We start from the raw sequence: 22,137 nt of genomic DNA on the forward strand, positions 1-22,137 counted from the left end.
TCTCGACTTCGCTCGACACGAACGGGGTTTTTGGGACCTTCTCACTTTCCAAGAAGATCGTGTTGGCCTGAAGGGAATGACTAGCGCACATAGCTCGCTCCATTGGCATCAAGCACCGCGCCGGTCATGGAAGCTGGCGCGTCCAACGCGCAGAAAGTGGCGATCTTGGCAATCTCTTCGGGCTGGGCAACACGGCCGAGCGGGATATCATTAAGCAGCTTGTCGCCGCCGCGGCTGGCGAGATAATCCTCGGCCATGCCGGTCATGGTGAAGCCGGGGCAGATGGCGAAGGCGAGGATATCCTCGGCGGCATAGGCACGGGCAATGGTCTTGGTCATCGCCACCATGCCGCCCTTGGACGCGGCATAGTGCCAGTGCGCTGGGCTGTCGCCGCGATAGGCGGCGCGGCTGGCGATGTTGACGATGCGGCCGCCCCGTCGCTGTTCCTGCCAATGGCGCACAGCCAGGCGGCAGAGCTCGGCCGAGGCGGTGAGATTGATGGTCATGGTCTGCTGCCATTCGGCGAGCCAGTCCTGATGATCCTGATCGATTGGGCTGGCGGAGAACAATCCGGCATTGTTGATCAATACATCAACATGACCGTCTAGCCGTTGCAGCGCTTCCTGCCAAAGTGCTGGTGCGGCACCGGCTTGGGAAAAGTCAGCAGCAATCTGGTCTTCATCGGCGGACGTTGCTTGACCAATCATCTTATGCCCTGATTCGCGCAGTTGCGCAGCAATGGCAGCGCCAATGCCTCGGCTGCTGCCAGTTAGCAGGACATGCTTTCCCTCGCTCATGACTCAAGCTTATGCGCTTGAACTCACAAAGGAAAGTGGAGATACCTTTTAGGCCTCAGCCAATGCTGTCGGCAAAGCGGTCTGAGCGGGTGCGTAGCTGGTTCAGCTGACCATCCAGACGGGTAAAGCCGTCGCCAACCCGATCCATCTCTGCCGCCATATTCTCGGTATCGGTTCGGATGGTGGCAATGGTTCCAGACATAGAGTCGGCGGCCAATGCGGTCTCGTCCACGGCAGCGGTAATCATTGTCACGGTCTGTGCCTGCACCTCCATGGCTTCGCGGATGCGGTCGGCAGATTTCTGAACATCGCCGACGGTATCGCGGATCGCTGCGTTGGACTCCACTGTATCTTGCGTCGCCTCCTGAATGGCCGAAATTTTCGCGGCTATATCGTCGGTGGCGCGCGCCGTCTGATTGGCGAGTGTCTTCACCTCTTGCGCGACAACTGCAAATCCGCGACCGGCTTCTCCTGCGCGGGCAGCTTCAATCGTAGCGTTAAGCGCCAACAGGTTGGTCTGTCCGGCGACTTCGCGGATCAGTCCCAATATGGACTCAATCGATTGCGCATGGGTGGAGAGCTTTTCCGTGCTCGCCACCGCATCACTGGCACCATCTGCGGCGCGATTGGCGATATCGGCAGCGGTTTCCACTTCGAGCCGGGCATCCTCAATGGCCCGGATCAAGCCAGCAGCGGTCTGCGCCGCCTCGCGCATAGCGATGGCGGACTGCTCTGCTGCGGCCGCGACTTCAGATGACTTACTCAACATGCCACGCGCCGCATTGGAGGCATCGCTGACCTGACCATGCAAGCTTTCCCCCAATTGAGTCGTTGCCTGGATTTCGGCATCGACTTGCAGTTTGAACTCGTCCGAATGGCGCGCAATGCGGGTTCCGGCATCGCGTTTTTCCAGCATTGCGATGGCCGAGGACATAATTTCGGTTTCGATGATCTGGACCTTGTGCATTGCTCGGCTCAACCTCAGAAAGCGCTCAACGTCCTCGCGGATTTCTTCATGCAAAATGGCCTGTGCCTTGTCATAGGTTTCGGCGATGGAGGCGATCAACTGCCAGTGCGCAATGCCCATATCTTTGGCGACGACCGCGTTGTGAAACGCGGTGTGTACCCATTTCTGTGATTCCAGTGCGCCGAACTTCTCACGGGTAAAGATGCGGATATCTTCAACTCCCCGGCTGCGCGCCTGCGGATTATGGCCAAATCGCCGACCGAAAACGGTGGTTCGGCAATAATGGTCCCAAAATGTTTCTGCGACTTCCTGCTCGCGAGCGGTCAGCGTTTCCATAATCTCGTCGCTCAGTTCTGGAAGGCGCTGCTCGGGGTCAAAATGCCGTAAACGCTCCGCAACGGAAAGCTCACGGTCAATGGCTGCTCGGGAGATATGCCTGGAGGCGGACCGATTGGTGGAGTTATCTGATAACGGCATAATACCCTCAATGGCTTGGTGAGACTTCCATTTACAAGGCCATGGTTAACAGCCGGTTATTGGCAAGCGATGTGACCTATTATCGAGGCTTGATTGTCTGATTGCGGGGAAAACGTAGCTGCAGTGCACAAAAGCCGGGATGTGTGGCCAAAGTTCATTTGCAACTCGCCGTCAAATCGTTACATGAGGCGCAAATGCTTATCTGACAGGAAATGATGGAGCCATGACCCAGAAAGCCCCAAGACCCTTATCGCCGCATCTTTCCATATGGAAATGGGGTCCTGCCATGGCGGTGTCGATCCTGCACCGCATTACCGGCGACGGCATGGCGATTGTTGGCGGCGTGTTGTTCAGCTGGTGGCTCTTTGCCGCCGCCAGTGGTCCAGAATATTACGCCGTGTTTCAGACCGTGATGGGCAGCTGGTTCGGCTATGTCGTTCTGATCGGCCTTAGCTGGGCCTTCTTCCAGCATCTGCTCTCCGGCCTGCGCCACTTCGTGCTGGATATCGGTGCGGGCTATGAAGTGGACAGCAACAATATGTGGTCGAGCGTAATACCGCTGCTGGCATTGGTATTGACCGCCGGTTTCTGGGCATTGATCCTGCTCTAGGGCAGGCGAAGACAGGTCTGAAAGACAGGGAATTTCTTTATGAGTAGCGGAACGCAATTGGGCAAAGTGCGCGGACTGGGATCTGCGCGGCATGGCGGGCAGCATTGGATATTCCACCGCATTACCGCGATCAGCAATGTGCTGTTATTCGCCTGGTTTATCGGCTCGCTGCTGCAGCTTGAGAGCTATGATTATGTGACCGTGACCGCTTGGCTGTCTTCGCCGCTGGCTGCGGTAGCTATGATGCTTCTTGCTGTCTCGGTATTCTGGCATTTGCGGCTCGGCCTGCAGGTGTTGATCGAAGACTATATCCATAATCACGGAACCAAATTCGCGCTGCTAATGTTATTGAATATCTATGCCATTGGCGGCGCAGCGCTTGCCATTTTCTCGGTTGCCAAAATTGCCTTTACAGGAGCTCTCTGAGCATGACGGAACAGTCGACCCAGCCTGCTTACAAGATTATTGATCATACATATGACAGCGTTGTCGTTGGCGCTGGCGGTTCAGGCCTGCGCGCCACCATGGGCAGCGCCGAGGCGGGGCTGAAAACTGCTTGTATTACCAAGGTTTTCCCGACTCGCAGCCACACCGTGGCAGCGCAAGGCGGTATTGCGGCGTCGCTGGGCAACAACACGCCGGATCACTGGTCTTGGCATATGTATGACACGGTCAAGGGTTCGGACTGGTTGGGCGACCAGGACGCGATTGAATATCTCTGCCGTGAGGCACCAGCGGCTGTTTATGAGCTGGAACATGCCGGTGTGCCGTTCTCGCGCAATGATGATGGCACCATCTATCAGCGGCCCTTTGGCGGGCATATGCAGAATATGGGTGAAGGCCCGCCGGTACAGCGCACCTGTGCCGCTGCCGACCGGACCGGCCATGCGATGCTGCACGCGCTGTATCAGCAGAGCCTGAAATATGACGCGGATTTCTTTGTTGAGTATTTCGCCATCGATCTGATCATGGAAGATTCACCCGAAGGCAAAGTCTGCCGGGGCGTTATCGCCATCTGCCTGGAAGATGGCTCTATCCATCGTTTCCGCAGCCATGCGGTGACGCTGGCCACCGGCGGCTATGGTCGATGCTATTTCTCCGCCACCTCTGCGCATAGCTGTACTGGTGATGGCGGTGGCATGGTGCTGCGCGCCGGCCTGCCGCTGCAGGATATGGAATTTGTCCAATTCCATCCAACCGGCATTTATGGCGCGGGCGTGCTGATTACCGAAGGCGCGCGCGGTGAGGGTGGTTACCTCACCAATTCCGAAGGCGAGCGCTTTATGGAGCGTTATGCGCCATCGGCGAAAGACCTTGCCAGCCGCGACGTTGTCTCGCGCTGCATGGCAACGGAGATCCGTGAAGGCCGCGGCGTCGGCAAGGAAGGCGATCATATCTTCCTGCACCTTGATCATATAGATTCCAATGTGCTGGCGCAGCGCCTGCCGGGCATTACCGAAACCGGCAAGATATTCGCTGGTGTCGACCTGACCCGCGAGCCGCTGCCAGTGGTGCCGACCGTGCATTACAATATGGGTGGCATCCCGTGTAACTATCATGGTGAGGTAATCAATCCGACCAAGGATGATCCTGATGCGATTGTGCAGGGCCTCTTTGCCGTGGGTGAAGCGGCCTGTGTCTCTGTCCATGGCGCTAACCGCCTTGGCTCTAACTCATTGATTGACCTTGTCGTCTTTGGCCGTGCTACCGGTCATCGTCTGGCCGAAACCGTCACCGCGGGCAGCGCGCACAAGCCGCTTCCGGGCGGTTCGGAAGAGCAGTCGCTCAGCCGTCTCGACCATTTCCGCCACGCCAGCGGCGGTTCGCCGACAGCGGAAATCCGCACCGAGATGCAGAAGACGATGCAAAAGCACTGCGCCGTATTCCGCGACAATCAGCTGCTCGCCGAAGGTCAGGAAGCCATGGCCAAGGTCTGTCAGCGTATGGAAGATGTGCATGTCACCGACCGCTCACTGATCTGGAACACTGATCTCATCGAAACGCTCGAACTCGACAATCTGATGGCTCAAGCCGTCTGCACTATGGAAAGCGCCGCCAACCGCAAGGAAAGCCGCGGCGCGCATATGCATGAGGATTATAGCGAGCGTGATGACAAGAACTGGATGAAGCACAGCGTCATCACCTTTGAAGGCTGGGGCGGCAATGGCGGCAAGACCGAAATCGGCTATCGCCCGGTGCATGAATATACGCTGTCGGATGAGGCGACGTATATTGAGCCTAAGGCTAGGGTGTATTGATCTGGAGTTATTCAGCTAAGTTCTCGATTAATATCCATTCGCTCGTGAAGAATTCGAGAGACGAGCATTTCGTTACCAGACAAGCGATAATAGATGCGATGGGAACCGACTGACAATTTCCGATAGCTATATCGGAGGCCTTTTATCGGCGATCCTATTCCAGGAGCGTTTGAGGCATTTTCGATTTTTTCTATGATCAGTGTGACATAGTGATCAGCTTGTTCGATCCCCCAGCGGTCTGCTGTATAGGCCCAGATGCTTGACAAGTCTTTTCGTGCCGCAGGACGAAGCTGATATTTCACGTAGCGTTTTTGCTATAGTTTGCCCGCATCTCGGCGAGAAACGAATCCAGATCAAAATCTACCGCTGGTCCACTCTCTTCGCCCTCCATCAAAGCAGCGTCTAATGCCTTGATCCGCGCAGCGCGTTCTTCAGCTAGCCGCAATGCGTCGCGGACGACTTCGCTGGCTGAGCCATAACGACCGGAATCGACCATTTCCTGAATGAACTTCTGGTGATGTTCGCTTAAAGCGACCGAAGTGCTTCTCTTGGCCATGGTTGCTACCTACCAAATTTTGGTAATGGCAGCAACAAGACGTAAAATACTCATCACTCTCCACAGCTTAACCTCCAATTCAGAATCCCATCCATAGACGAAGCGTTTCATATGAGCGATGAATCGTTGGGAGTGAGAGACCATGGCAGAAGCCCATAATCGAGATGAGATAGAGGAAAAACCGGTACGCAAGGAACGCAGTCCGGGGTTTAAGCTGGCGGTGGCGGTGTTTATTGGCGCGTTGCTGATGGTGCCATTATTGCTGGTTTATGCGTTGGTCTATGACCGGCAGAGCCAGTCGGAGACGGCGCGCAATGCTATTGCCGAGGGTTGGGGCGATGCGCAGATCGTTGCCGCGCCGGTGATGGTTATTCCGTATGAGACGGAAAATATTGAGACATATGAAGAAGATGGGGTGAAGAAATCGCGCACCGTCCGGGTTTCGCGGACGCTGTATCTGTCGCCGCAAAGCAATGATATTGCTGTGGATGTCGCCGAAGAAGTGCGGCAGAAATCCATTTATCAGTCGGTGGTTTATGAAGCGGGGGTCAAGGGGCAAGCGCGTTTTTCTATCCCTGAAGATCTGGCGCGCTATGGCGTTGATCCCGAGACGCTGAAGCTCAATCAGGCCGAAGTCCGCTTTGCGATTGCCGATCCGCGCGGATTGGGATCGGGCAACACGCTGACGGTCAATGGCACCGCTGCTGACCTGCGTCCCGGCAAGGGCTTGGCAGTAAGCAATGGCGCGGGCTTCTTTGCCTTTCACGACTGGAGCGAAGGCGAACCGCTGGCGCTGGATTACAGCTATGGCATGCGCGGCAATGGCCGTTTGACTCTGGTACCGCGCGGCGGGACAAGCAATTTTGCGGTGAAGTCGAGCTGGCCACACCCCAGTTTTGGCGGCGATTTCCTGCCCGAGGACCGCGAGATCAGCGACGAAGGCTTTACCGCCAAATACAGCATCGACAATCTGGCGCTGGGTCAGTCGTTGGTGCAACTGGAGGATATCGCGCCGGAGCGTGACTATGAGTATGGCATGTTCGGTGGCCAGACGGCGGAAACGCTGCAGAACAGCCCGCTTATCTCGCTGGTCGAGCCGGTGAATATCTACAGCCAGGTCGACCGGGCGGTGAAATATGGTTTTCTGTTTATCGGCTTTACCTTCCTCACCTTTCTGCTGTTCGATATTATTGCAGGCGCCCGGGTCGCGGCGGCGGAGTATCTGCTCACCGGCTTCGGGTTGATCCTGTTCTTCGTGTTGCTGCTCGCCTTTGCCGAAGTGATTGGCTTTGCCTTTGCGTATTTCGGTGCATCGGCTGCGATGATCGGCCTGTTGAGCGCCTATAGTGCCGCTGTTCTGGGCGGGGTCAAGCGGGCGCTGTTTGTCGGCGGGATACTCACCGGCCTGTATGCGCTGCTTTATGTGCTGCTCAACATGGAAGCCTATGCACTGCTGGTTGGCTCGCTGCTGCTGTTCGTGGCACTGGCACTGGTGATGTACGTCACCCGCAAGGTCGACTGGTCGGGGCTTGGTCACAAGGCCGGGACACCGCCGGAGCAGAGCCAAGAGGCAGACGCTACGGCATAATTCGCCGCTGCATGATGGACAGCTAAAGCCGGGCAGGATAGTCTCTTAAGTGACAGACAGTTTCTCAGGAGAAAGGCCGAAAATGGCCACTATTCTGCCCGGCGACGGGTCCAGCAACAGGCAAAGCCCCCGCCAAAAGCCGAAGCGGATGAAGGGCGGGCATCTGCCGGTGATCGAATTCCGCTCGTCAACCGCTGCCTGGTTATTCAAATCAGGCAGCGGTTGGCAGATTCTCGCCGCCGCCGCGATCGGCTTCGGCATCGCTGCTTATTTTGAATATGCCGCCTATGCCGCGATCGTCATTGCAGCGCTGGCCATTCCTTATCTGGCATATAAATTTCTGCGCAATCGGACATCGATCTACTGGTTGGATGGCGATCGCCTGTTTATGCGCCGCGGCATTTTGATGCGCGCCGAGGAAGAGGTGGAGCTTTATCGCATCAAGGATGTGAAGGTCACTTTTTCGATCATTCAGCAGATGTTCGACAATGGCGATCTGGTGATGTCTTCCAGTGATCGCTCGAGCCTTTCCACCGATGGTCGCAATGCGATCATTGTGCGCAATGTGCCTGACGCGCGCTCTATCCGTGGTGAAATTCGTGACCGGGTGGAGATGGTCCGCCAGCAACGCGGTGTGCGGGAACTGGATATTGGCTAATATCATCCTCCCTGAGCTTGCTCGGGGAGGGGGACCGTCGAAGACGGTGGAGGGGGGCGAAGCCGAAGGCGAGCTTTGCGACGGTTACAGCCGATGTATCCTCGCCCTTCGGGCTGCGGCCCCTCCGTCAGCGCTTCGCGCTGCCACCTCCCCAAGACAAGCTTGGGGAGGACAAATGTTATCGCCAGCGCAGATTAGCTTCGCTGAGCTGATCAATGCGGGTCTTACCCATCAGCTTCATACCGCGTGCGATCTCTGCCTGCAGATTGCCCAGACTGCGCTCCACGCCTGCTTGTCCGGCGGCGGCCAGCGCATAGAGATAAAGGCGCCCGCCCGAACAGGCGGTAGCGCCGGCGCTTAGCGCTTTGAGCACATGGGTGCCACGCCGTATTCCGCCATCGCAGATAATCTCTATCTCGCCGCCCACGGTATCGACAATCTCGCGCAGCTGGTCAAAGGGCGAGCGGCTGCCGTCGAGTTGTCGTCCGCCATGGTTGCTGACCATTATCGCATCGGCACCTATTTCGACGGCGCGGCGGGCATCGGCTGCCGACATTATCCCCTTAAGACAAAAGGTTCCGCCCCATTGCTCACGGATGTTTGCAGCATCGGACCAGTTCATCGACTGGTCGAGCATGGTATTGAAATAGTCGGCGACCGAAATTGCGACATTGCTGCCCTCGGCGACATGGGTGTCGAGATTGGGAAGGTGAAACTTCTCGCGCAACAGATAGTTGAGCGTCCAGCCCGGATGTGAAGCAAAGCTGATGGCCGAACGCGGAGTCAGGCGCGGCGGCGAGGTAAAGCCGGTGCGCAGGCAACGCTCGCGATTACCCGCAACGATAGTGTCGACCGTCAGCGCCAGCGCATCGAATTTCGCCGCCTGACAGCGCTCAATCATCATCCGGTTCAGCCCCTTGTCCTTATGAATGTAGAGCTGAAACAGTTTCGGCGTAGTGATGCTCTCACCGATTTCCTCAATGCTGACCGTCGCCAGCGAGGAGATACCGAACCAGGTGTTGAACTTCTGTGCCGCCGCGGCGACTGCACGTTCGCCTTGCCAATGGAACAGCCGCTGCAAAGCCGTTGGTGATAGAAACAGGGGTAGGGCGATATCGTGCCCCATGACGCGGGTGGTGAGATCAATCTCTTCCACCCCTGCTAATACATCGGGGACAAGGTCGCATTGGTCATAGGCGCTGGTGTTGCGGTCCTTCGTCACCTCATCATCAGCGGCACCATCAATATAGTGAAACACCGGATAGGGCAGACGCGTTTTCGCCATGCGGCGGAAATCCGCGATATTGTGACAGTCTTGGAGTCGCATATTGGATAATCGCGTTAGCTCTTGGGAGAAGCGGGGAAGCGGCATCCGCGCTGCTTGCCAATGCCTTTGAGGAAGCTTCGCCGAACCACACCGGCATAGACCGCCTGATTATAGCGCCGCTCCTGTCCGGCAGCCCCGGTGATCTCGCGCACTAACCCGCGAAACGGGATCAAACCGCCGACCAGCGATTTGCCGAGTGAACCAGCAGTCTTGCGGCGTTTGTCAGCAGCGCTGTCTTCCTCGACAACATCCAGATCATCGCCCAGAACCTTATCGAGCCTTTTGACGGCATTTTGGATACTGCGGCAGTTGCTAATACCCTCCATGGAATAGGGTGCTTCTTCAATCTCCTGAAGTTCGTCGGGAATCTTGTGCTTTTTCAGGTTGAGGTCTTCCGCCGGTTGCGTTGCAACATCGACAGCAGTCTCTGTGTCGGTTTTTTCAGGGTCAGCAGTCTGCGCATAGGCAAAAGGGCTGATACTCAAGACTAGTGAGGCTGCTATAGAAAGGCTAACGGGTTTGAAAATGATCATCATGCGATTCCCTTTTTGCGAGTCCGCGCACAGACATTAGGTGATCGCGTGTAAAACGCCAAATATGGGTTAGGCAGCAACGGATTATGGCCACACAAGCAGCAAAATCGCCCAAGACCGTCGATGACCTTTTGGTCAAGAAACGCCGGGAGGTCCGCGAGAAAAAGCCCAAGGATCAAGCAATACCGCTGCCGGAGACAGTAGCTCTGGTGCTACAAGGAGGTGGTGCGCTCGGCTCCTATCAGGCCGGTGTCTATGAGGCGATGGTGGCGCAGGATATTCGTATCGACTGGGTCGCAGGAATATCCATCGGCGCGATTAACAGCGCGATTATTGCGGGTAATCCCTTTGCCAGCGCCTGGGAAAGACTGCGCGAGTTCTGGGAGCAGATTACCAGCGGCAGCCCAAATATGGTTTTTGCTGATAATCCCTTTTGGCGGCAGACCAACCATAGGCTTGGTGCCTTTGCTGCTGCGACAAGTGGCGTTCCGGGCTTCTATCGGCCGCATATGTCGGTACCCGGCTTCTCCATGCCCGGAACCGATAATGCTCTCAGCCTCTACAACACGGCTCCGCTGGAAGAGACTTTGAACAAATATGTCGACTGGGATCGGCTCAATGATGGCCCGATGCGGCTTTCGGTTGGCGCGGTTGATATTGAAAGCGGCAATTTCCAATATTTTGATACCCGCGATCCGGTCAATCCGACGCGCATTGATGCGCGGCATATTATGGCTTCGGGCGCGCTGCCGCCGGGCTTTCCGCCGATTGAGATTGACGGACGTTACTATTGGGATGGCGGTATTGTCAGCAATACGCCGCTGGCGCATGTGCTGGAAAACCAGACCACCGATATGCTGGTGTTTCAGGTCGATCTTTTCCCGGCACGCGGCAAGATGCCGCAGGATTTTGATGATGTTCTGAGCCGGATGAAAGATATCCGCTTTTCCAGCCGGACCCGCGCGGTGACCGACCAGTATCTCAGGATCCGCCGCGAGCATGAGGCAATCCGGTCGGTCTTGAACAAACTCCCACCCGAAGTCTGCGCCGATGAGGATGTAGAGCGGTTGCGTGCCATGGTTGATGAGAATGCGGTGAATATCGTGCATCTCATTTGTCAGGTCGAAGAGTGGGAAAGCGGCGCGCGCGATTTTGAATTCTCTCGTGCAACAATGGAACGGCATTGGGCACAGGGCCTTGATGCGGTACTCTCGGTTATCAAGAAACGCGGCTTGTTGGCGCAGAATATAATCGATGGCCGCACTGCGGCTATCGACATCGATTAAACCAAATCCCGTCTCAATTATCCTTATAGTAAAAAGGCATAAGGCATGTTTCTCAAAGGCAAGACAGCTTTGATTACCGGTTCTACATCGGGCATAGGCCTGAGCTGCGCCAAGGCACTCGCTGCTGAAGGTGCGAATATCATTATCAACGGCTTTGGCGATGTCGATGCGATTGAGCAGGAACGGATAGCGCTGGAGGAGCTGAGCGGTGCCAAGGCCGCCTATAGCGGTGCTGACCTCACCAACCCGCAAGCGATTGCCGAGATGTTCGCCATGGCCGAAGCCGACTTTGGCGGCGTCGATATATTGGTCAACAATGCCGGCACCCAATATGTATCCAAGATTGAGGAATTCCCGCCCGAGAAATGGGATTTGATCATGGCACTAAACCTCACCTCCAGCTTTCATACATCTCGTCTGGCGGTGCCGGGAATGAAGCACAAGGGGTGGGGCCGGATCATTGCTACGGCATCGGCGCACTCCAAAGTCGCCAGCCCCGGCAAATGCGCCTATGTCGCTGCCAAGCACGGTATTGACGGTTTTACCAAGACATTGGCGCTGGAAACCGCCGAGCATGGTATCACCGTCAACGCTATCAGCCCCGGCTATGTCTGGACACCGCTGGTGGAAGAGCAGATTCCGGATACGATGAAGACCCGCGGTCTGACCCGTGACGAAGTGATCAACGATGTGCTGCTAAAGGCGCAGCCGACCAAGGAATTTGTCACCAAGGAACAGGTGGCATCCTTTCTGGTCTATCTCTGCAGCGATGCCGCAAGCGCCATCACCGGGGCTAATCTCAGCATGGATGGTGGCTGGACGGTGCAATAGCCCATATCAATTAATCGCTGACAGTTGCGCTTTCAGGCGCTAGCTTTGGGTTCTGAGCAAAAAATTGCTGGGGAGCGCCTGAAAATGTCTATCAAAAATCTTCTCTCATACGCTGCAGCGCCGGTTGCGATGCTGGCGCTGGCCATGGCTACACCAGCTCAAGCCGATGATCTGCGCGATGCGGTGACGGCCGATATGCCATCGCTGCTGGAAATCTATCGCTACCTGCACGCCAATCCCGAACTGAGCTTTCAGGAATTCCGTACCGCCGCGAAACTGGCTGAAGAAGCGCGACGCCTAGGTTTTACCGTGACCGAGAAAGTGGGCCAGACGGGTGTTGTCGCCGTCATGGAAAATGGCCCCGGCCCGGTGGTGATGCTGCGCGCCGATATGGATGGCCTGCCAGTTGAGGAGCAGACAGGGCTGCCCTTCGCGTCCAAGGCAATCGCGACCACCTCCAAAGGGATTGAAAGCCCGGTGATGCATGCCTGTGGCCATGATACGCATATGACGGCATGGGTCGGCACGGCGCGGCAGTTGGTCGCGCGTAAGGATGAGTGGTCAGGTACGCTGGTAATGATTCTGCAACCGGCAGAAGAAATTGGATCGGGCGCCAAGGCGATGCTGGAAGATGGCTTGTATGAGCGTTTTCCCAAGCCGGAATATGTCATGGGGTTTCATGATGCGGCGCAGATTCCAGCAGGCATGATTGGCTATAAACCCGGCTATGCTTTGGCCAATGTCGATAGTGTCAGCATCAAGGTGAAAGGCATTGGCGGCCATGGTGCCTATCCCAGTACGGCGAAAGACCCGGTGGTTTTGGGTAGCCAGATAGTCATGGCTTTGCAGACACTGGTGAGCCGCGAGATCGATCCGCAGGACCCCGCTGTTGTAACGGTTGGCAGCTTTCGTGCTGGCGCGAAGCATAATATCATTTCCGATGAGGCCAGTCTGCTGATTACTGTGCGCAGCTATAGCGATGAAACGCGCCAGACGCTGATCGACGGTATAGCGCGCATCGCACGGGGGCAAGCGATTGCCGCCGGTTTGCCCGAAGAGCTTATGCCCGAAGTCACCATGGATGATGATTTTACCCCATCGGTTTATAACAGCCCGGAGTTTACCGAAGAGATGGCCACTCTCTTCAAAACACGCTTTGGCGATCAGCATGTACTGGAAACACCGGCGGTCATGGGCGGTGAGGATTTCAGTCGTTTTCGCCGTGCTGATCCGGACAATATCAAGAGCATGATCTTCTGGGTGGGCGGTGTACCTTTAGAGAAGTTTGATGCTGCTAATGGCGATGCCAGCAAACTTCCCTCGTTACACAGCCCCTTCTGGACTCCTGATGCGGAGAAAGTTGTGGCCACCGCGACCGAGGCGATGACGGCTGCTACACTTAAGCTGATGGCGAAATAGGCAAAGAGCTGAATATGAAGCTCAGCCTTTAGTGATTGATCTCGCTCTTTAGCGGAGGGGGAGATTCCCGCACAATTCTAGGCCGTGCAGCGCCTTTACTTGGGAGCGCGCTGCTTTCGGCTATTGCCTGATCGCTCTCGATGTCATGGTCAACGCTGTTTTCTTGGATGGAGGGGGTGGGGTCGACATCGACACTGTCATTGCCAAAGCTATCAATTGGCGCTGCACTGAACGGGTTGATATCATATTCGTCGGCAAAACCGGCCTCGTCATCCTGTTCTGAATCCGCTCCCGTGCCCTCTATATCTGTATCAACGGCGGGACTGGTAAATGGCTTGGGCTCTGGCTTAATGTCGGGCTCTGCGCTGTCTGCTGCCTCAGGTGCAGGGCTGTTATCGACCGGCAATTCGCTGGCCATCATCGCCACAATCAAGAGGAAGATAGCCGCGACAGCAGCAACCGGTTTCAGCATCGAACTTCTGTCCCAAATAGAAAGCTATGGCGATGAGCGTAATGCAGGACGGTAAAACAATGCTTAAAGCATGAATCAAAACCGCCGGAGCATCGCTGCTCCGGCGGGTGGGGCCAAGGTTAGAAACCTGAATCCCCGGACTTTCCTCCCCAGGAAAGTTGGTCAGGCGGTCCGGCCAAAGCAGCCGGGCGCCAATCTGGTTATGCGTGTTTAGGCAGCGTCTTTCTTGAACTGGTCTGCCTCGGTGCTTTCTGCCAATGCGGTGGTCGAGCTCTGGCCACCACCGATTGCGGTCGCAACCGCGTCGAAATAGCCGGTGCCCACTTCGCGCTGGTGGCGGGTGGCGGTGTAGCCATTTTCCTCGGCACCGAATTCGGCCTGTTGCAGCTCGGAATAGGCGGCCATGCCGCGATCCTTGTAGCCACGGGCCAGCTCGAACATGCCGTAATTGAGCTGGTGGAAGCCAGCCAGGGTAACGAACTGGAACTTATAGCCCATGGCACCCAGCTCACGCTGATATTTGGCGATGGTGTCCTTGTCGAGATTGGCTTCCCAGTTAAAGCTGGGTGAGCAATTATAGGCCATCATCTTGCCCGGATGCGCTTTTTGGATCGCTTCGGCAAAGCGCTTGGCGTCATCGAGGTTAGGCTTAGAGGTTTCCCACCACAGCAGGTCTGCATGTTCTGCAAAGGCGATGCCGCGCTTGATGCAATGCTCAACCCCGGTGCCTTCCTTGAGGCGGAAGAAGCCTTCCGGCGTACGCTCGCCGGTGAGGAACTCATGATCGCGCTCGTCCACGTCCGAGGTGATCAGCTTCGCGCTCTCAGCATCGGTACGGGCACAGATAACCGTCGGTACGCCGGAAATATCTGCCGCCATGCGTGCTGCATTAAGGTTGCGGATATGCGACTGGGTCGGGATCAAAACCTTGCCGCCCAGATGGCCGCATTTCTTTTCAGACGCGAGCTGGTCTTCAAAGTGAACGCCAGCCGCGCCCGCCGCGATATAGGCCTTCATAATCTCAAAGCAGTTGAGCGGGCCACCAAAGCCAGCCTCGGCATCAGCGACGATGGGCGCAAACCAGTCGCGGCTGACATTGCCTTCGCTATATTCAATCTGGTCAGCACGCTGTAGTGCGTTGTTGATCTTCTTGGCCAGTTCCGGGCCAGCATTGGCCGGATAGAGCGACTGGTCGGGATACATCGCGCCAGCGGTATTGGCATCGGCTGCCACCTGCCAGCCAGAGAGGTAAATTGCTTTCAGGCCAGCGCGCACCATCTGCATCGCCTGATTGCCCGAAAGCGCGCCGAGCGCGTTGACATAGTCTTCAGTCTTCAGAAGCTCCCAAAGTTTCTCCGCACCACGGCGGGCAAGTGTATGCTCTACCTGTACCGAGCCGCGCAGCTTGGCGACATCATCTGCGGTGTAATTGCGGTTAATGCCATCAAAGCGGCCCGGCGCTGCGGGGACGAGATCGTTAAAGTCGGTCATAATATATGCCTTTCTGCAGGGAGGTAGTCGCCCTCGCGGCGACGTCTTGGGAAGGCTATTAGGGGATAGAGGCAGTGCGAGTCTCAAAAATTGACACAAATTTTCTGTCACAATGGTGCCGAGGGCAGAGTTTGCTTGTAATTTTGTAAATATCGTTACAAAGAGCTTTGGCGCAGTTGCCTTATTCTCCATCGTCATTGCGAGGAGCCGAAGGCGACGCGGCAATCCAGAGCCACATGTAACTGCCCTGGATTGCTTCGCTGCGCTCGCAATGACGCTTAAGTAATGGTGCTCTTATGTCTCAGGATAAAGTCTTTGCCGGTGCTGCGCTGCGGCGATTGCGGGTCTCGCGCAAACTTAGTCAGGTAGCCATGGCGGAAGCGCTCAGCATTTCTGCGAGCTATCTTAATCTGCTCGAACGCAACCAGCGGCCATTAACGGCGCGGCTGATGTTGGCGCTGAGCGAGCGCTTTGACTTTGATCCGCGTCTGCTGCTTGCTGACGAACCAGGCGGTGGCGTCGAGGCAATGATGCGCCGGTTTAATGATCCGCAATTTGCTGATCTGAGCGTTGACCGCCAGCGACTTGCCGAATGGGCGGTGAGCGCTCCAGAACTGATGCAGGCCTTTGCCAGATTGCATGACAATTGGGCAGGGCAGGGCAGCGAACAGGTAGCAGCGACGGCGGTGCATCCGGCTATAGGTCTGGTCCGGCGCGAGATTGAGAAATGGCGTAACTATTTTGGCGACCTGGATGTTGCGGCCGAAGAAATGGCGGATGAGTTACGGCTTGCCAATAGTGATCTCTATGCGGCGCTGACAGAGAGGCTGCGCAGCAAGCATCAAATCATGGTGCGGGTTCTCCCTGTCGAGATATTGCCGGACCATCTTTACCGCCTCGATATGCATGCAAGGCAGCTGCAGATGTCGGAAATGCTTGATACGTCCTCGCGTACCTTCCGCACCGCTTATATGATTGCGCAACTGGAAATGCGCGAACAGGTGCAGGCATTGGCAGCGGGTGCAGCCTTCGATAATCGCGGTGCCGAAAGGCTGTTTCAGCGGCATCTCTATGGCTATATCGCGGCGGCGATCATCATGCCTTATGGTCGGTTCCTCAGGGCTTGCGAGCAGACGGGCTATGATATCGCTATTCTGCAGCGGCGCTTTGGAGCCGGGCTGGAGGAGATTGCGCATCGGCTGACAACACTGCAACGCGTTGGCGAGCGCGGCTTACCTTTCTTCATGGTGCGGGTGGATCGGGCCGGGCAGTTTTCCAAACGCTATAGCGGTGCCAGTGGCGCCGGATTTGTCGAGAGCGGGAGTGGCTGCCCCTTATGGTCGCTGCATCACAGCTTTGCGCAACCTTCAATCATGCAGGTGCAACTGGTCGAGAGCGAAGATGGTAAGCAATGGCTTACATTGTCGCGCACAGTCAAAGGCAATAGCAGCCCATCCGGCGCTGATGCACCTGCGATGGCGGGCGAGGGTCCTGCCTATGCTATCGGTATAGGCGTCGCAGCGGAACACGCTCCGCGATTATGCGCCCATTATGCCGATGTCGCGCAGAATAGCCGTGCCATGCGGATCGGGCCGGGGTGCCGCTCCTGTCACCGCACAGATTGTACCCAAAGAGCAACGCCGCCCGCAGGCAAGACGCTCACCTTTGACGATCGTGCGCGGCGGGCGGCACCATTCTCCTTTCAGGCGGGGTAAAGTCGCTCAAACCGCTGTAAATTTAGCCTAAGGGCGTAAAAACACCGAAAATGGATGGTGACTAATCCATTATGGATGTTCTAGGTGTTGGTGTGTAAACTTAACCGACACTTTACCTCTGTTCGCTATGCGTAGTGACAGTGAGATTGTCTGCGATGACACCATAAGAGACCCGCCCGCCCCATGTTTCGACTCTTCAAACATTATGTGCCGCATGCCGTGGTTCTTATGGGTCTTATCGATTTCGTTTTGCTGTGCATTGCGGCGGAGACAGCTTGGCAGCTCAGGGTCATGCAGATCGGCAGTGATGATGGTCCTTTTGCAGATCGTATCGTTGCGGTCTTGAGCTTTGCAATATTGCTGCAAATCGCGATGATCGCGGTCGGTGTTTACGGCACTGATGCCTTGTTGCGCTTGCGTTTTGCCATCGCGCGGCTTGCGGTTGCGGTATCGCTCGGGATTATCTTTCTTTCGCTGATGTTCTTTCTGCTGCCGGGCAGCACATTATGGCGGTCGATCTTGCTCTACGCCATGTTCCTTTCGATCGCGATGCTGATTGGCAATCGGATCATATTGGGCGGGATATTGGGAACGGGGGCGTTTCGCCGCCGTTTGTTGGTTCTGGGAGCAGGGCGCAGGGCGCAACGTATTCAGGAACTGGGGGAACGCCCGGATAGCGGGTTTGTCGTTGTCGGCTTTATTGGCATGGGCGATGGCCAGCATGTGATAGACGAGGCGATTAACCGCTCCGCCATCCGCAATCTCTCCAACTATGTCGAGAAATTGAATGTCAGCGAGGTGGTGCTGGCCTTGGAAGAACGGCGCAACGCGCTGCCGCTGCAAGACCTGTTGCGGATCAAGACCACAGGCGTGCATGTCAACGATATATCCAGCTTCTTTGAGCGCGAGACAGGACGTGTTGATCTCGATTCGGTTAACCCTAGCTGGTTGATCTTCTCTGATGGTTTTTCCTCAGGGCGCTGGCTGTCCAGCATTGCCAAAAGACTGTTTGATGTCCTTGCTAGCCTATCGCTGCTGATCATTTTCCTGCCGATAATCCTGCTCTTTGCTTTGCTGGTGAAGCTTGACAGCAAGGGCCCGGCCTTTTTCCGCCAGCAACGCGTCGGGCTTTTCGGTCAGCCATTCAGCATCATCAAATTACGCTCGATGAAGAGCGATGCCGAGGGTGATGGCAAGGCTGTCTGGGCCGAGGAGAATGACCCGCGTATCACTCGCATTGGTCGCTTCATTCGGCGCACAAGGATTGATGAGCTGCCCCAAGCATGGAGCGTGTTGAAAGGCGAGATGAGCTTTGTCGGCCCGCGGCCTGAGCGGCCGGAATTTGTCGCCGATCTGGAGACCAAGATGCGCTTTTATGCCGAGCGCCATATGGTGAAACCGGGTATTACCGGCTGGGCACAGATCAACTATCCCTATGGCGCATCAACTGAAGATGCCCGGCACAAGCTGGAATATGATCTCTATTATGCCAAAAACTATACTCCATTTCTCGACATATTGATCCTGTTGCAGACGCTGCGTGTGGTGCTCTGGGCGGACGGGGCGCGCTGATGGATTTGGCGTCATTTCTCGGACTTGCCGGCTTTCTGGGGCATCTGCTAGCGGCGCTGCTGCACGGCGGACTGGCCATCTGGTTGAGCCGGAACTTGCGGATACAACGCTCGGCGCAAGTGCCGCTGATTATTGCGCTGGGACTTTTGAGCTTCTGGGCTCTGGCCGTAGCCTGGGAAGGGCCGCAAGCATCGATATCGTTGTTCGTTGAGACTGTGCGTAATGGCGCTTTGCTGTTCCTGATGTTTCAACTGCTGCGCTCTGATGACAGTCTGCGCCAGCCGCCGACTGTGCATGCATTATACGCGGTGTTGGCCGGTGTTCTGGCATTGCAACCAGTTTTTGATGGCATTGTTCTCAGCTTTGGAGCCGAGCTTGCTCCACCTTTGCTGTTCTATGCATCCACCATATTGCGGATGATCTTTGCCGTTGGCGCGCTGGTGTTGGTACATAATCTCTATTCGATTTCCGCACCGCAAACGCGTTTTGCCATCCGTCTACCCATGGCTGGGCTGGCGGTGCTGTGGTTCTTTGATCTTAACCTCTATGCCGTTGCTTATCTGCTCTATGAATTGCCGGTCGAGCTGCTGGCGCTGCGAGGGGTCATTGTTGCCTGCCTGATGCCGGTTTTCGCGCTTGCGGCCAAGCGCAATGGCGAATGGAAGATTCAGCTTTCTCGCACAGTTGCCTTCCACTCCTTCTCGCTGATCGCAATCGGCCTCTACTTGCTGGCTATGGCGTTGGTGGTGCAGCTACTTTCCTATTTCGTCGCTGATTATGCGCGTCTTACCCAGGTCGGTCTGGTTTTCGGGGCATCGCTGGCGGCTTTGGTGCTGTTGCCGTCAAACAGCTTCCGTGCCTGGTTCAAGGTCAAGATCGCCAAGCACTTCTTCCAGCATCGCTATGATTATCGCTCCGAATGGATGCGCTTTGCCGACACCATGAGCGCGCGCGAACAGGACGCCTCCTCGCTGCATAGCCGTATCATCCAGGCTGTTGCCGATATCACCGACAGTAATGCCGGCCTGTTGCTTACGCCTGATGAGAGCGGACGCTTCATGCTGCAAGAACGCTGGAACTGGCCGATGCTGGAGGTTCCGGCCCCGGCCTGCACCGGCACCACGGCCAATTTCTTCGCGACATCCGGCTTTATCGTTGAATTGGACAATGTACGCGGTGACGACGCGGATGACGTACAAAAGGCGGCGATTGCCGACTGGATGGTCGAGGACAAGCGCATCTGGGTCATCGTTCCGCTTATTCACTTTGAGAAACTTGAAGGCCTGGTCATTCTTGGGCGGCCAACACTGAACCGCACCTTGGACTGGGAAGATCTCGATATGCTGCGCGTTGTTGGGCGACAGGCGGCAAGCTATGTCGCTGAGCAGCGCGGCCAGAATGCGTTGCTGGAATCGCGTCAGTTTGAGGATTTCAACCGTCGCTTTGCCTTTGTTGTGCACGACATCAAGAATATCGTCAGCCAGCTCGCATTGCTATCTCGCAATGCCGAGAAGCACGCCGATAAGCCGGAATTCCGCGAAGATATGGTCGAGACATTGCAGGGTACCGTCGCAAAGCTCAACGCGACCCTGACGCGGCTGACCAATTATCGCAAATCGCAGGACACCATCATTGCACCGTTTGATGTCAAGGCATTGGTGAAAAGCGTCGCGAAACAAAAATCGGCACCGGGACATAAGGTGCAGGTGCTTATGGGCGATGTGATGACCATATCCGGTGACAAAGCCGCGCTGGAGCAGGTGTTGTTGCATCTGGTGCAAAATGCGCTCGACGCAAGTCGCGACAATGCGCAGCCAGTCATGCTCAAATGGTCGCCCAGCGGGATTTATGGCTATATCGAGATTGTCGACCACGGCACCGGCATGAGCGCCGAGTTTATCCGCACCAGCCTCTTCAAACCCTTTGTTTCCACCAAAGATGGCGGCTTTGGCATTGGCGCCTTTGAGGCGAAATCCCTGATTGAAGCCATGGGCGGCCATCTCAATGTCGAAAGCCGTGAGGGCATGGGCACGCGCATGATCATCCGTCTGCCATTGGCGCTGGATCAGCATGATGACCTGATCAAGGTCGACAATAGCCGCAAATCCAAAACCAAAGACCATAACCCGGATCGCAAGAAAATAGGAGCAGGTCGATGAGCCAAGCCGCCCGTCAGCCAGAACAGCTAATCCGTCCCAAATTGCTTATCGTCGAGGATGACGAGGGTCTGCAGACCCAGCTCAAATGGGCTTATGATGATTATGAGGTGCTGCAAGCCTTTAACCGCGAGGAAGCGATCACCCTGCTCCGTGCGGAGGAACCTGCAGTGGTCACGCTTGACCTTGGCCTGCCGCCTGATCCCGATGGCACAAGTGAAGGCTTTGCCACGCTGGAAGAGATTATCGCACTCAAGCCGGATACCAAGGTGATCGTTGCATCTGGCCATGGCGCTCGCCAAAGCGCGCTGGATGCCATAGCCAAGGGGGCTTATGATTTTTACCAGAAGCCGGTCGATATTGACGAGTTGGGACATATTGTCAGCCGCGCCTTCCATCTGCATGAAATCGAGCAAGAAAATGCACGCCTCGCCGATGCTCGCGGTGGCAGCGAGAAGGTGCTTGGACGCATCATCACGGCTGCGCCGGAAATGCTCAAAGTCGCCCGCACTGTTGAGCGCGTTGCGCCGACCAATGCCTCGGTAATGCTATTGGGTGCCAGCGGTACCGGCAAGGAATTGCTGGCGCGAGGCCTCCATGACCATAGCGATCGCAAGGCCAATGCCTTCATCGCTATCAACTGCGCTGCCATTCCGGAAAACCTGCTCGAAGCGGAACTGTTTGGCCATGAAAAGGGTGCCTTTACCGGCGCGATCAAGACCACAGAGGGCAAGATTGAGCAGGCACATGGCGGCACGCTGTTTCTTGATGAGGTGGGCGATATCCCGCTGCCGCTTCAGGTCAAGCTGCTGCGCTTTTTGCAGGAGCGGGTGATTGAACGCATTGGCGGACGCAAACCGATTGCGGTGGATACCCGCATCGTCTGTGCCACGCATCAGGATGTCGATCAGATGCAGCGAGATGGCACCTTCCGTGAGGATCTTTATTATCGTCTGGCCGAGATTGTTGTCACCATCCCGACATTGGCGCAAAGGCCCGGCGATACGGTCCTGCTCGCCAAACATTTCCTCAACCGCATGGCTGAGGAGTTTAATCCCAAAGTCAAAGGCTTTGCCGCCGATGCACTTCGCCGGATCGATGAATGGCCTTGGCCGGGCAATGTCCGCGAGCTGGAAAATCGCGTGAAACGTGCGGTCATTATGGCCGATGGCAAGTTGGTCCACGCCGAGGATCTTGACCTTGGCGGCGATGATGAGGCTGAGGCGGACAGCGACAGCTTGCTCAACATCAAGGCGGCGCGGGAAGAATCGGATCGCAAGGTGATCCGCCGGGCGCTGGCGCGCAGTGAAGGCAATATATCCAATACCGCGCGGTTGCTGGGGATCAGCCGTCCGACGCTTTACGATCTGCTCAAGCAATATGATCTGCAGCCCGGCGCGACGACGGTGTCGGCCAAGGACTGA

20 protein-coding genes are annotated in these 22,137 nt (G+C 56.3%); 12 read left to right on the top strand and 8 right to left on the bottom strand.

Annotated features, from left to right (window positions below):
* Positions 1-80: 80 nt before the first annotated feature.
* Both RB602_RS07235 and RB602_RS07240 read right to left on the bottom strand, forming a co-directional pair.
* Positions 81-797: an SDR family NAD(P)-dependent oxidoreductase gene (locus RB602_RS07235; protein ID WP_317084244.1), complete on the bottom strand. Its 717-nt coding sequence runs from the start codon at positions 795-797 to the stop codon at positions 81-83.
* Positions 798-852: 55 nt separating this feature from the next.
* Positions 853-2,241 (bottom strand): methyl-accepting chemotaxis protein, encoded by a 1,389-nt coding sequence (locus RB602_RS07240; protein WP_317084246.1) that lies wholly within the window; start codon positions 2,239-2,241, stop codon positions 853-855.
* A 223-nt stretch (positions 2,242-2,464) separates the two neighbouring features.
* On the opposite strand from RB602_RS07240, the gene sdhC reads away from it, so the two are divergent.
* Genes sdhC through sdhA form a run of 3 tightly spaced genes read left to right on the top strand, consistent with a single transcriptional unit; the run spans position 2,465 to position 5,109 of the window.
* Positions 2,465-2,851, top strand: coding sequence for a succinate dehydrogenase, cytochrome b556 subunit (gene sdhC / locus RB602_RS07245; RefSeq protein ID WP_317084248.1), 387 nt, complete (start codon positions 2,465-2,467; stop codon positions 2,849-2,851).
* Positions 2,852-2,890: 39 nt separating this feature from the next.
* Positions 2,891-3,277, top strand: coding sequence for a succinate dehydrogenase, hydrophobic membrane anchor protein (gene sdhD, locus RB602_RS07250; protein WP_317084250.1), 387 nt, complete (start codon positions 2,891-2,893; stop codon positions 3,275-3,277).
* 2 nt (positions 3,278-3,279) lie between these two features.
* Entirely contained in the window at positions 3,280-5,109 is a 1,830-nt protein-coding gene (gene sdhA, locus RB602_RS07255; protein ID WP_317084252.1) for a succinate dehydrogenase flavoprotein subunit, read from the top strand.
* An 11-nt stretch (positions 5,110-5,120) separates the two neighbouring features.
* Here the strand turns inward: sdhA and RB602_RS15400 are convergent, their stop codons facing one another.
* Positions 5,121-5,411, bottom strand: a complete 291-nt coding sequence (locus tag RB602_RS15400) for a type II toxin-antitoxin system RelE/ParE family toxin (RefSeq protein ID WP_406568397.1) — start codon at positions 5,409-5,411, stop codon at positions 5,121-5,123.
* Positions 5,408-5,665 (bottom strand): type II toxin-antitoxin system ParD family antitoxin, encoded by a 258-nt coding sequence (locus RB602_RS07260; RefSeq protein WP_317084253.1) that lies wholly within the window; start codon positions 5,663-5,665, stop codon positions 5,408-5,410. Before RB602_RS07260 ends, RB602_RS15400 begins: the two co-directional genes overlap by 4 nt.
* Positions 5,666-5,807: 142 nt before the next feature.
* On the opposite strand from RB602_RS07260, the gene creD reads away from it, so the two are divergent.
* The gene (creD, locus tag RB602_RS07265) at positions 5,808-7,253 is read left to right on the top strand and encodes a cell envelope integrity protein CreD (protein ID WP_317084255.1); all 1,446 of its coding nucleotides are present in this window, start codon (positions 5,808-5,810) and stop codon (positions 7,251-7,253) included.
* A gap of 82 nt (positions 7,254-7,335) precedes the next feature.
* Positions 7,336-7,911, top strand: coding sequence for a PH domain-containing protein (locus RB602_RS07270; protein ID WP_317084257.1), 576 nt, complete (start codon positions 7,336-7,338; stop codon positions 7,909-7,911).
* Between the two features lie 178 nt (positions 7,912-8,089).
* Here RB602_RS07270 and RB602_RS07275 read toward each other — a convergent pair whose 3' ends face one another.
* Positions 8,090-9,238: an alpha-hydroxy acid oxidase gene (locus RB602_RS07275; RefSeq protein ID WP_317084259.1), complete on the bottom strand. Its 1,149-nt coding sequence runs from the start codon at positions 9,236-9,238 to the stop codon at positions 8,090-8,092.
* A 14-nt stretch (positions 9,239-9,252) separates the two neighbouring features.
* Positions 9,253-9,774 carry a hypothetical protein gene (locus RB602_RS07280; RefSeq protein ID WP_317084261.1) on the bottom strand — a complete coding sequence of 174 codons (522 nt, stop codon included), beginning with the start codon at positions 9,772-9,774 and terminating at the stop codon, positions 9,253-9,255.
* Positions 9,775-9,857: 83 nt separating this feature from the next.
* Here RB602_RS07280 and RB602_RS07285 point away from each other — a divergent pair, with 83 nt between their 5' ends.
* The 3 genes from RB602_RS07285 to RB602_RS07295 all read left to right on the top strand — a co-directional run bounded on the left by RB602_RS07285 (position 9,858) and on the right by RB602_RS07295 (position 13,307).
* Positions 9,858-11,057, top strand: coding sequence for a patatin-like phospholipase family protein (locus RB602_RS07285; RefSeq protein ID WP_317084263.1), 1,200 nt, complete (start codon positions 9,858-9,860; stop codon positions 11,055-11,057).
* A 45-nt stretch (positions 11,058-11,102) separates the two neighbouring features.
* Positions 11,103-11,888: a 3-hydroxybutyrate dehydrogenase gene (locus tag RB602_RS07290; RefSeq protein WP_317084264.1), complete on the top strand. Its 786-nt coding sequence runs from the start codon at positions 11,103-11,105 to the stop codon at positions 11,886-11,888.
* 84 nt (positions 11,889-11,972) lie between these two features.
* Positions 11,973-13,307, top strand: a complete 1,335-nt coding sequence (locus tag RB602_RS07295; protein ID WP_317084266.1) for an amidohydrolase — start codon at positions 11,973-11,975, stop codon at positions 13,305-13,307.
* Between the two features lie 28 nt (positions 13,308-13,335).
* Here the strand turns inward: RB602_RS07295 and RB602_RS07300 are convergent, their stop codons facing one another.
* The gene (locus RB602_RS07300; protein ID WP_317084268.1) at positions 13,336-13,779 is read right to left on the bottom strand and encodes a hypothetical protein; all 444 of its coding nucleotides are present in this window, start codon (positions 13,777-13,779) and stop codon (positions 13,336-13,338) included.
* 210 nt (positions 13,780-13,989) lie between these two features.
* Entirely contained in the window at positions 13,990-15,270 is a 1,281-nt protein-coding gene (gene aceA, locus RB602_RS07305) for an isocitrate lyase (RefSeq protein ID WP_317084271.1), read from the bottom strand.
* A 296-nt stretch (positions 15,271-15,566) separates the two neighbouring features.
* Between aceA and RB602_RS07310 the strand changes: the two genes are divergently transcribed.
* The 4 genes from RB602_RS07310 (at position 15,567) to prsR (ending at position 22,137) form a co-directional block, all read left to right on the top strand.
* Positions 15,567-16,985 (top strand): helix-turn-helix domain-containing protein, encoded by a 1,419-nt coding sequence (locus RB602_RS07310; RefSeq protein ID WP_317084273.1) that lies wholly within the window; start codon positions 15,567-15,569, stop codon positions 16,983-16,985.
* A gap of 183 nt (positions 16,986-17,168) precedes the next feature.
* Positions 17,169-18,557, top strand: a complete 1,389-nt coding sequence (locus tag RB602_RS07315) for a TIGR03013 family XrtA/PEP-CTERM system glycosyltransferase (RefSeq protein WP_317084275.1) — start codon at positions 17,169-17,171, stop codon at positions 18,555-18,557.
* Positions 18,557-20,716 (top strand): XrtA/PEP-CTERM system histidine kinase PrsK, encoded by a 2,160-nt coding sequence (gene prsK / locus RB602_RS07320; protein ID WP_317084277.1) that lies wholly within the window; start codon positions 18,557-18,559, stop codon positions 20,714-20,716. The genes RB602_RS07315 and prsK overlap by 1 nt, the downstream gene beginning before the upstream one ends.
* On the top strand, positions 20,713-22,137 hold the full coding sequence (prsR, locus tag RB602_RS07325; RefSeq protein WP_317084278.1) for a PEP-CTERM-box response regulator transcription factor: 1,425 nt from the start codon (positions 20,713-20,715) through the stop codon (positions 22,135-22,137). Before prsK ends, prsR begins: the two co-directional genes overlap by 4 nt.

Origin of the sequence: Parasphingorhabdus sp. SCSIO 66989 (assembly GCF_032852305.1) — a bacterium.
GTDB lineage: Bacteria > Pseudomonadota > Alphaproteobacteria > Sphingomonadales > Sphingomonadaceae > Alterisphingorhabdus > Alterisphingorhabdus coralli.

Bases quoted from the DNA above. Each gene is read 5' to 3' on its own strand.
- RB602_RS07310 (WP_317084273.1), top strand. From the start codon at position 15,567: ATGTCTCAGGATAAAGTCTTTGCCGGTGCTGCGCTGCGGCGATTGCGG.
- sdhD (WP_317084250.1), top strand. From the start codon at position 2,891: ATGAGTAGCGGAACGCAATTGGGCAAAGTGCGCGGACTGGGATCTGCG.
- RB602_RS07285 (WP_317084263.1), top strand. From the start codon at position 9,858: ATGGCCACACAAGCAGCAAAATCGCCCAAGACCGTCGATGACCTTTTG.
- creD (WP_317084255.1), top strand. From the start codon at position 5,808: ATGGCAGAAGCCCATAATCGAGATGAGATAGAGGAAAAACCGGTACGC.
- RB602_RS07240 (WP_317084246.1), bottom strand. From the start codon at position 2,241: ATGCCGTTATCAGATAACTCCACCAATCGGTCCGCCTCCAGGCATATC.
- RB602_RS07315 (WP_317084275.1), top strand. From the start codon at position 17,169: ATGTTTCGACTCTTCAAACATTATGTGCCGCATGCCGTGGTTCTTATG.
- RB602_RS07275 (WP_317084259.1), bottom strand. From the start codon at position 9,238: ATGCGACTCCAAGACTGTCACAATATCGCGGATTTCCGCCGCATGGCG.
- RB602_RS07290 (WP_317084264.1), top strand. From the start codon at position 11,103: ATGTTTCTCAAAGGCAAGACAGCTTTGATTACCGGTTCTACATCGGGC.
- RB602_RS07270 (WP_317084257.1), top strand. From the start codon at position 7,336: ATGGCCACTATTCTGCCCGGCGACGGGTCCAGCAACAGGCAAAGCCCC.
- sdhC (WP_317084248.1), top strand. From the start codon at position 2,465: ATGACCCAGAAAGCCCCAAGACCCTTATCGCCGCATCTTTCCATATGG.
- RB602_RS07235 (WP_317084244.1), bottom strand. From the start codon at position 797: ATGAGCGAGGGAAAGCATGTCCTGCTAACTGGCAGCAGCCGAGGCATT.
- prsK (WP_317084277.1), top strand. From the start codon at position 18,557: ATGGATTTGGCGTCATTTCTCGGACTTGCCGGCTTTCTGGGGCATCTG.
- aceA (WP_317084271.1), bottom strand. From the start codon at position 15,270: ATGACCGACTTTAACGATCTCGTCCCCGCAGCGCCGGGCCGCTTTGAT.
- sdhA (WP_317084252.1), top strand. From the start codon at position 3,280: ATGACGGAACAGTCGACCCAGCCTGCTTACAAGATTATTGATCATACA.
- RB602_RS07280 (WP_317084261.1), bottom strand. From the start codon at position 9,774: ATGATGATCATTTTCAAACCCGTTAGCCTTTCTATAGCAGCCTCACTA.
- RB602_RS07300 (WP_317084268.1), bottom strand. From the start codon at position 13,779: ATGCTGAAACCGGTTGCTGCTGTCGCGGCTATCTTCCTCTTGATTGTG.
- RB602_RS07295 (WP_317084266.1), top strand. From the start codon at position 11,973: ATGTCTATCAAAAATCTTCTCTCATACGCTGCAGCGCCGGTTGCGATG.
- RB602_RS07260 (WP_317084253.1), bottom strand. From the start codon at position 5,665: ATGGCCAAGAGAAGCACTTCGGTCGCTTTAAGCGAACATCACCAGAAG.
- prsR (WP_317084278.1), top strand. From the start codon at position 20,713: ATGAGCCAAGCCGCCCGTCAGCCAGAACAGCTAATCCGTCCCAAATTG.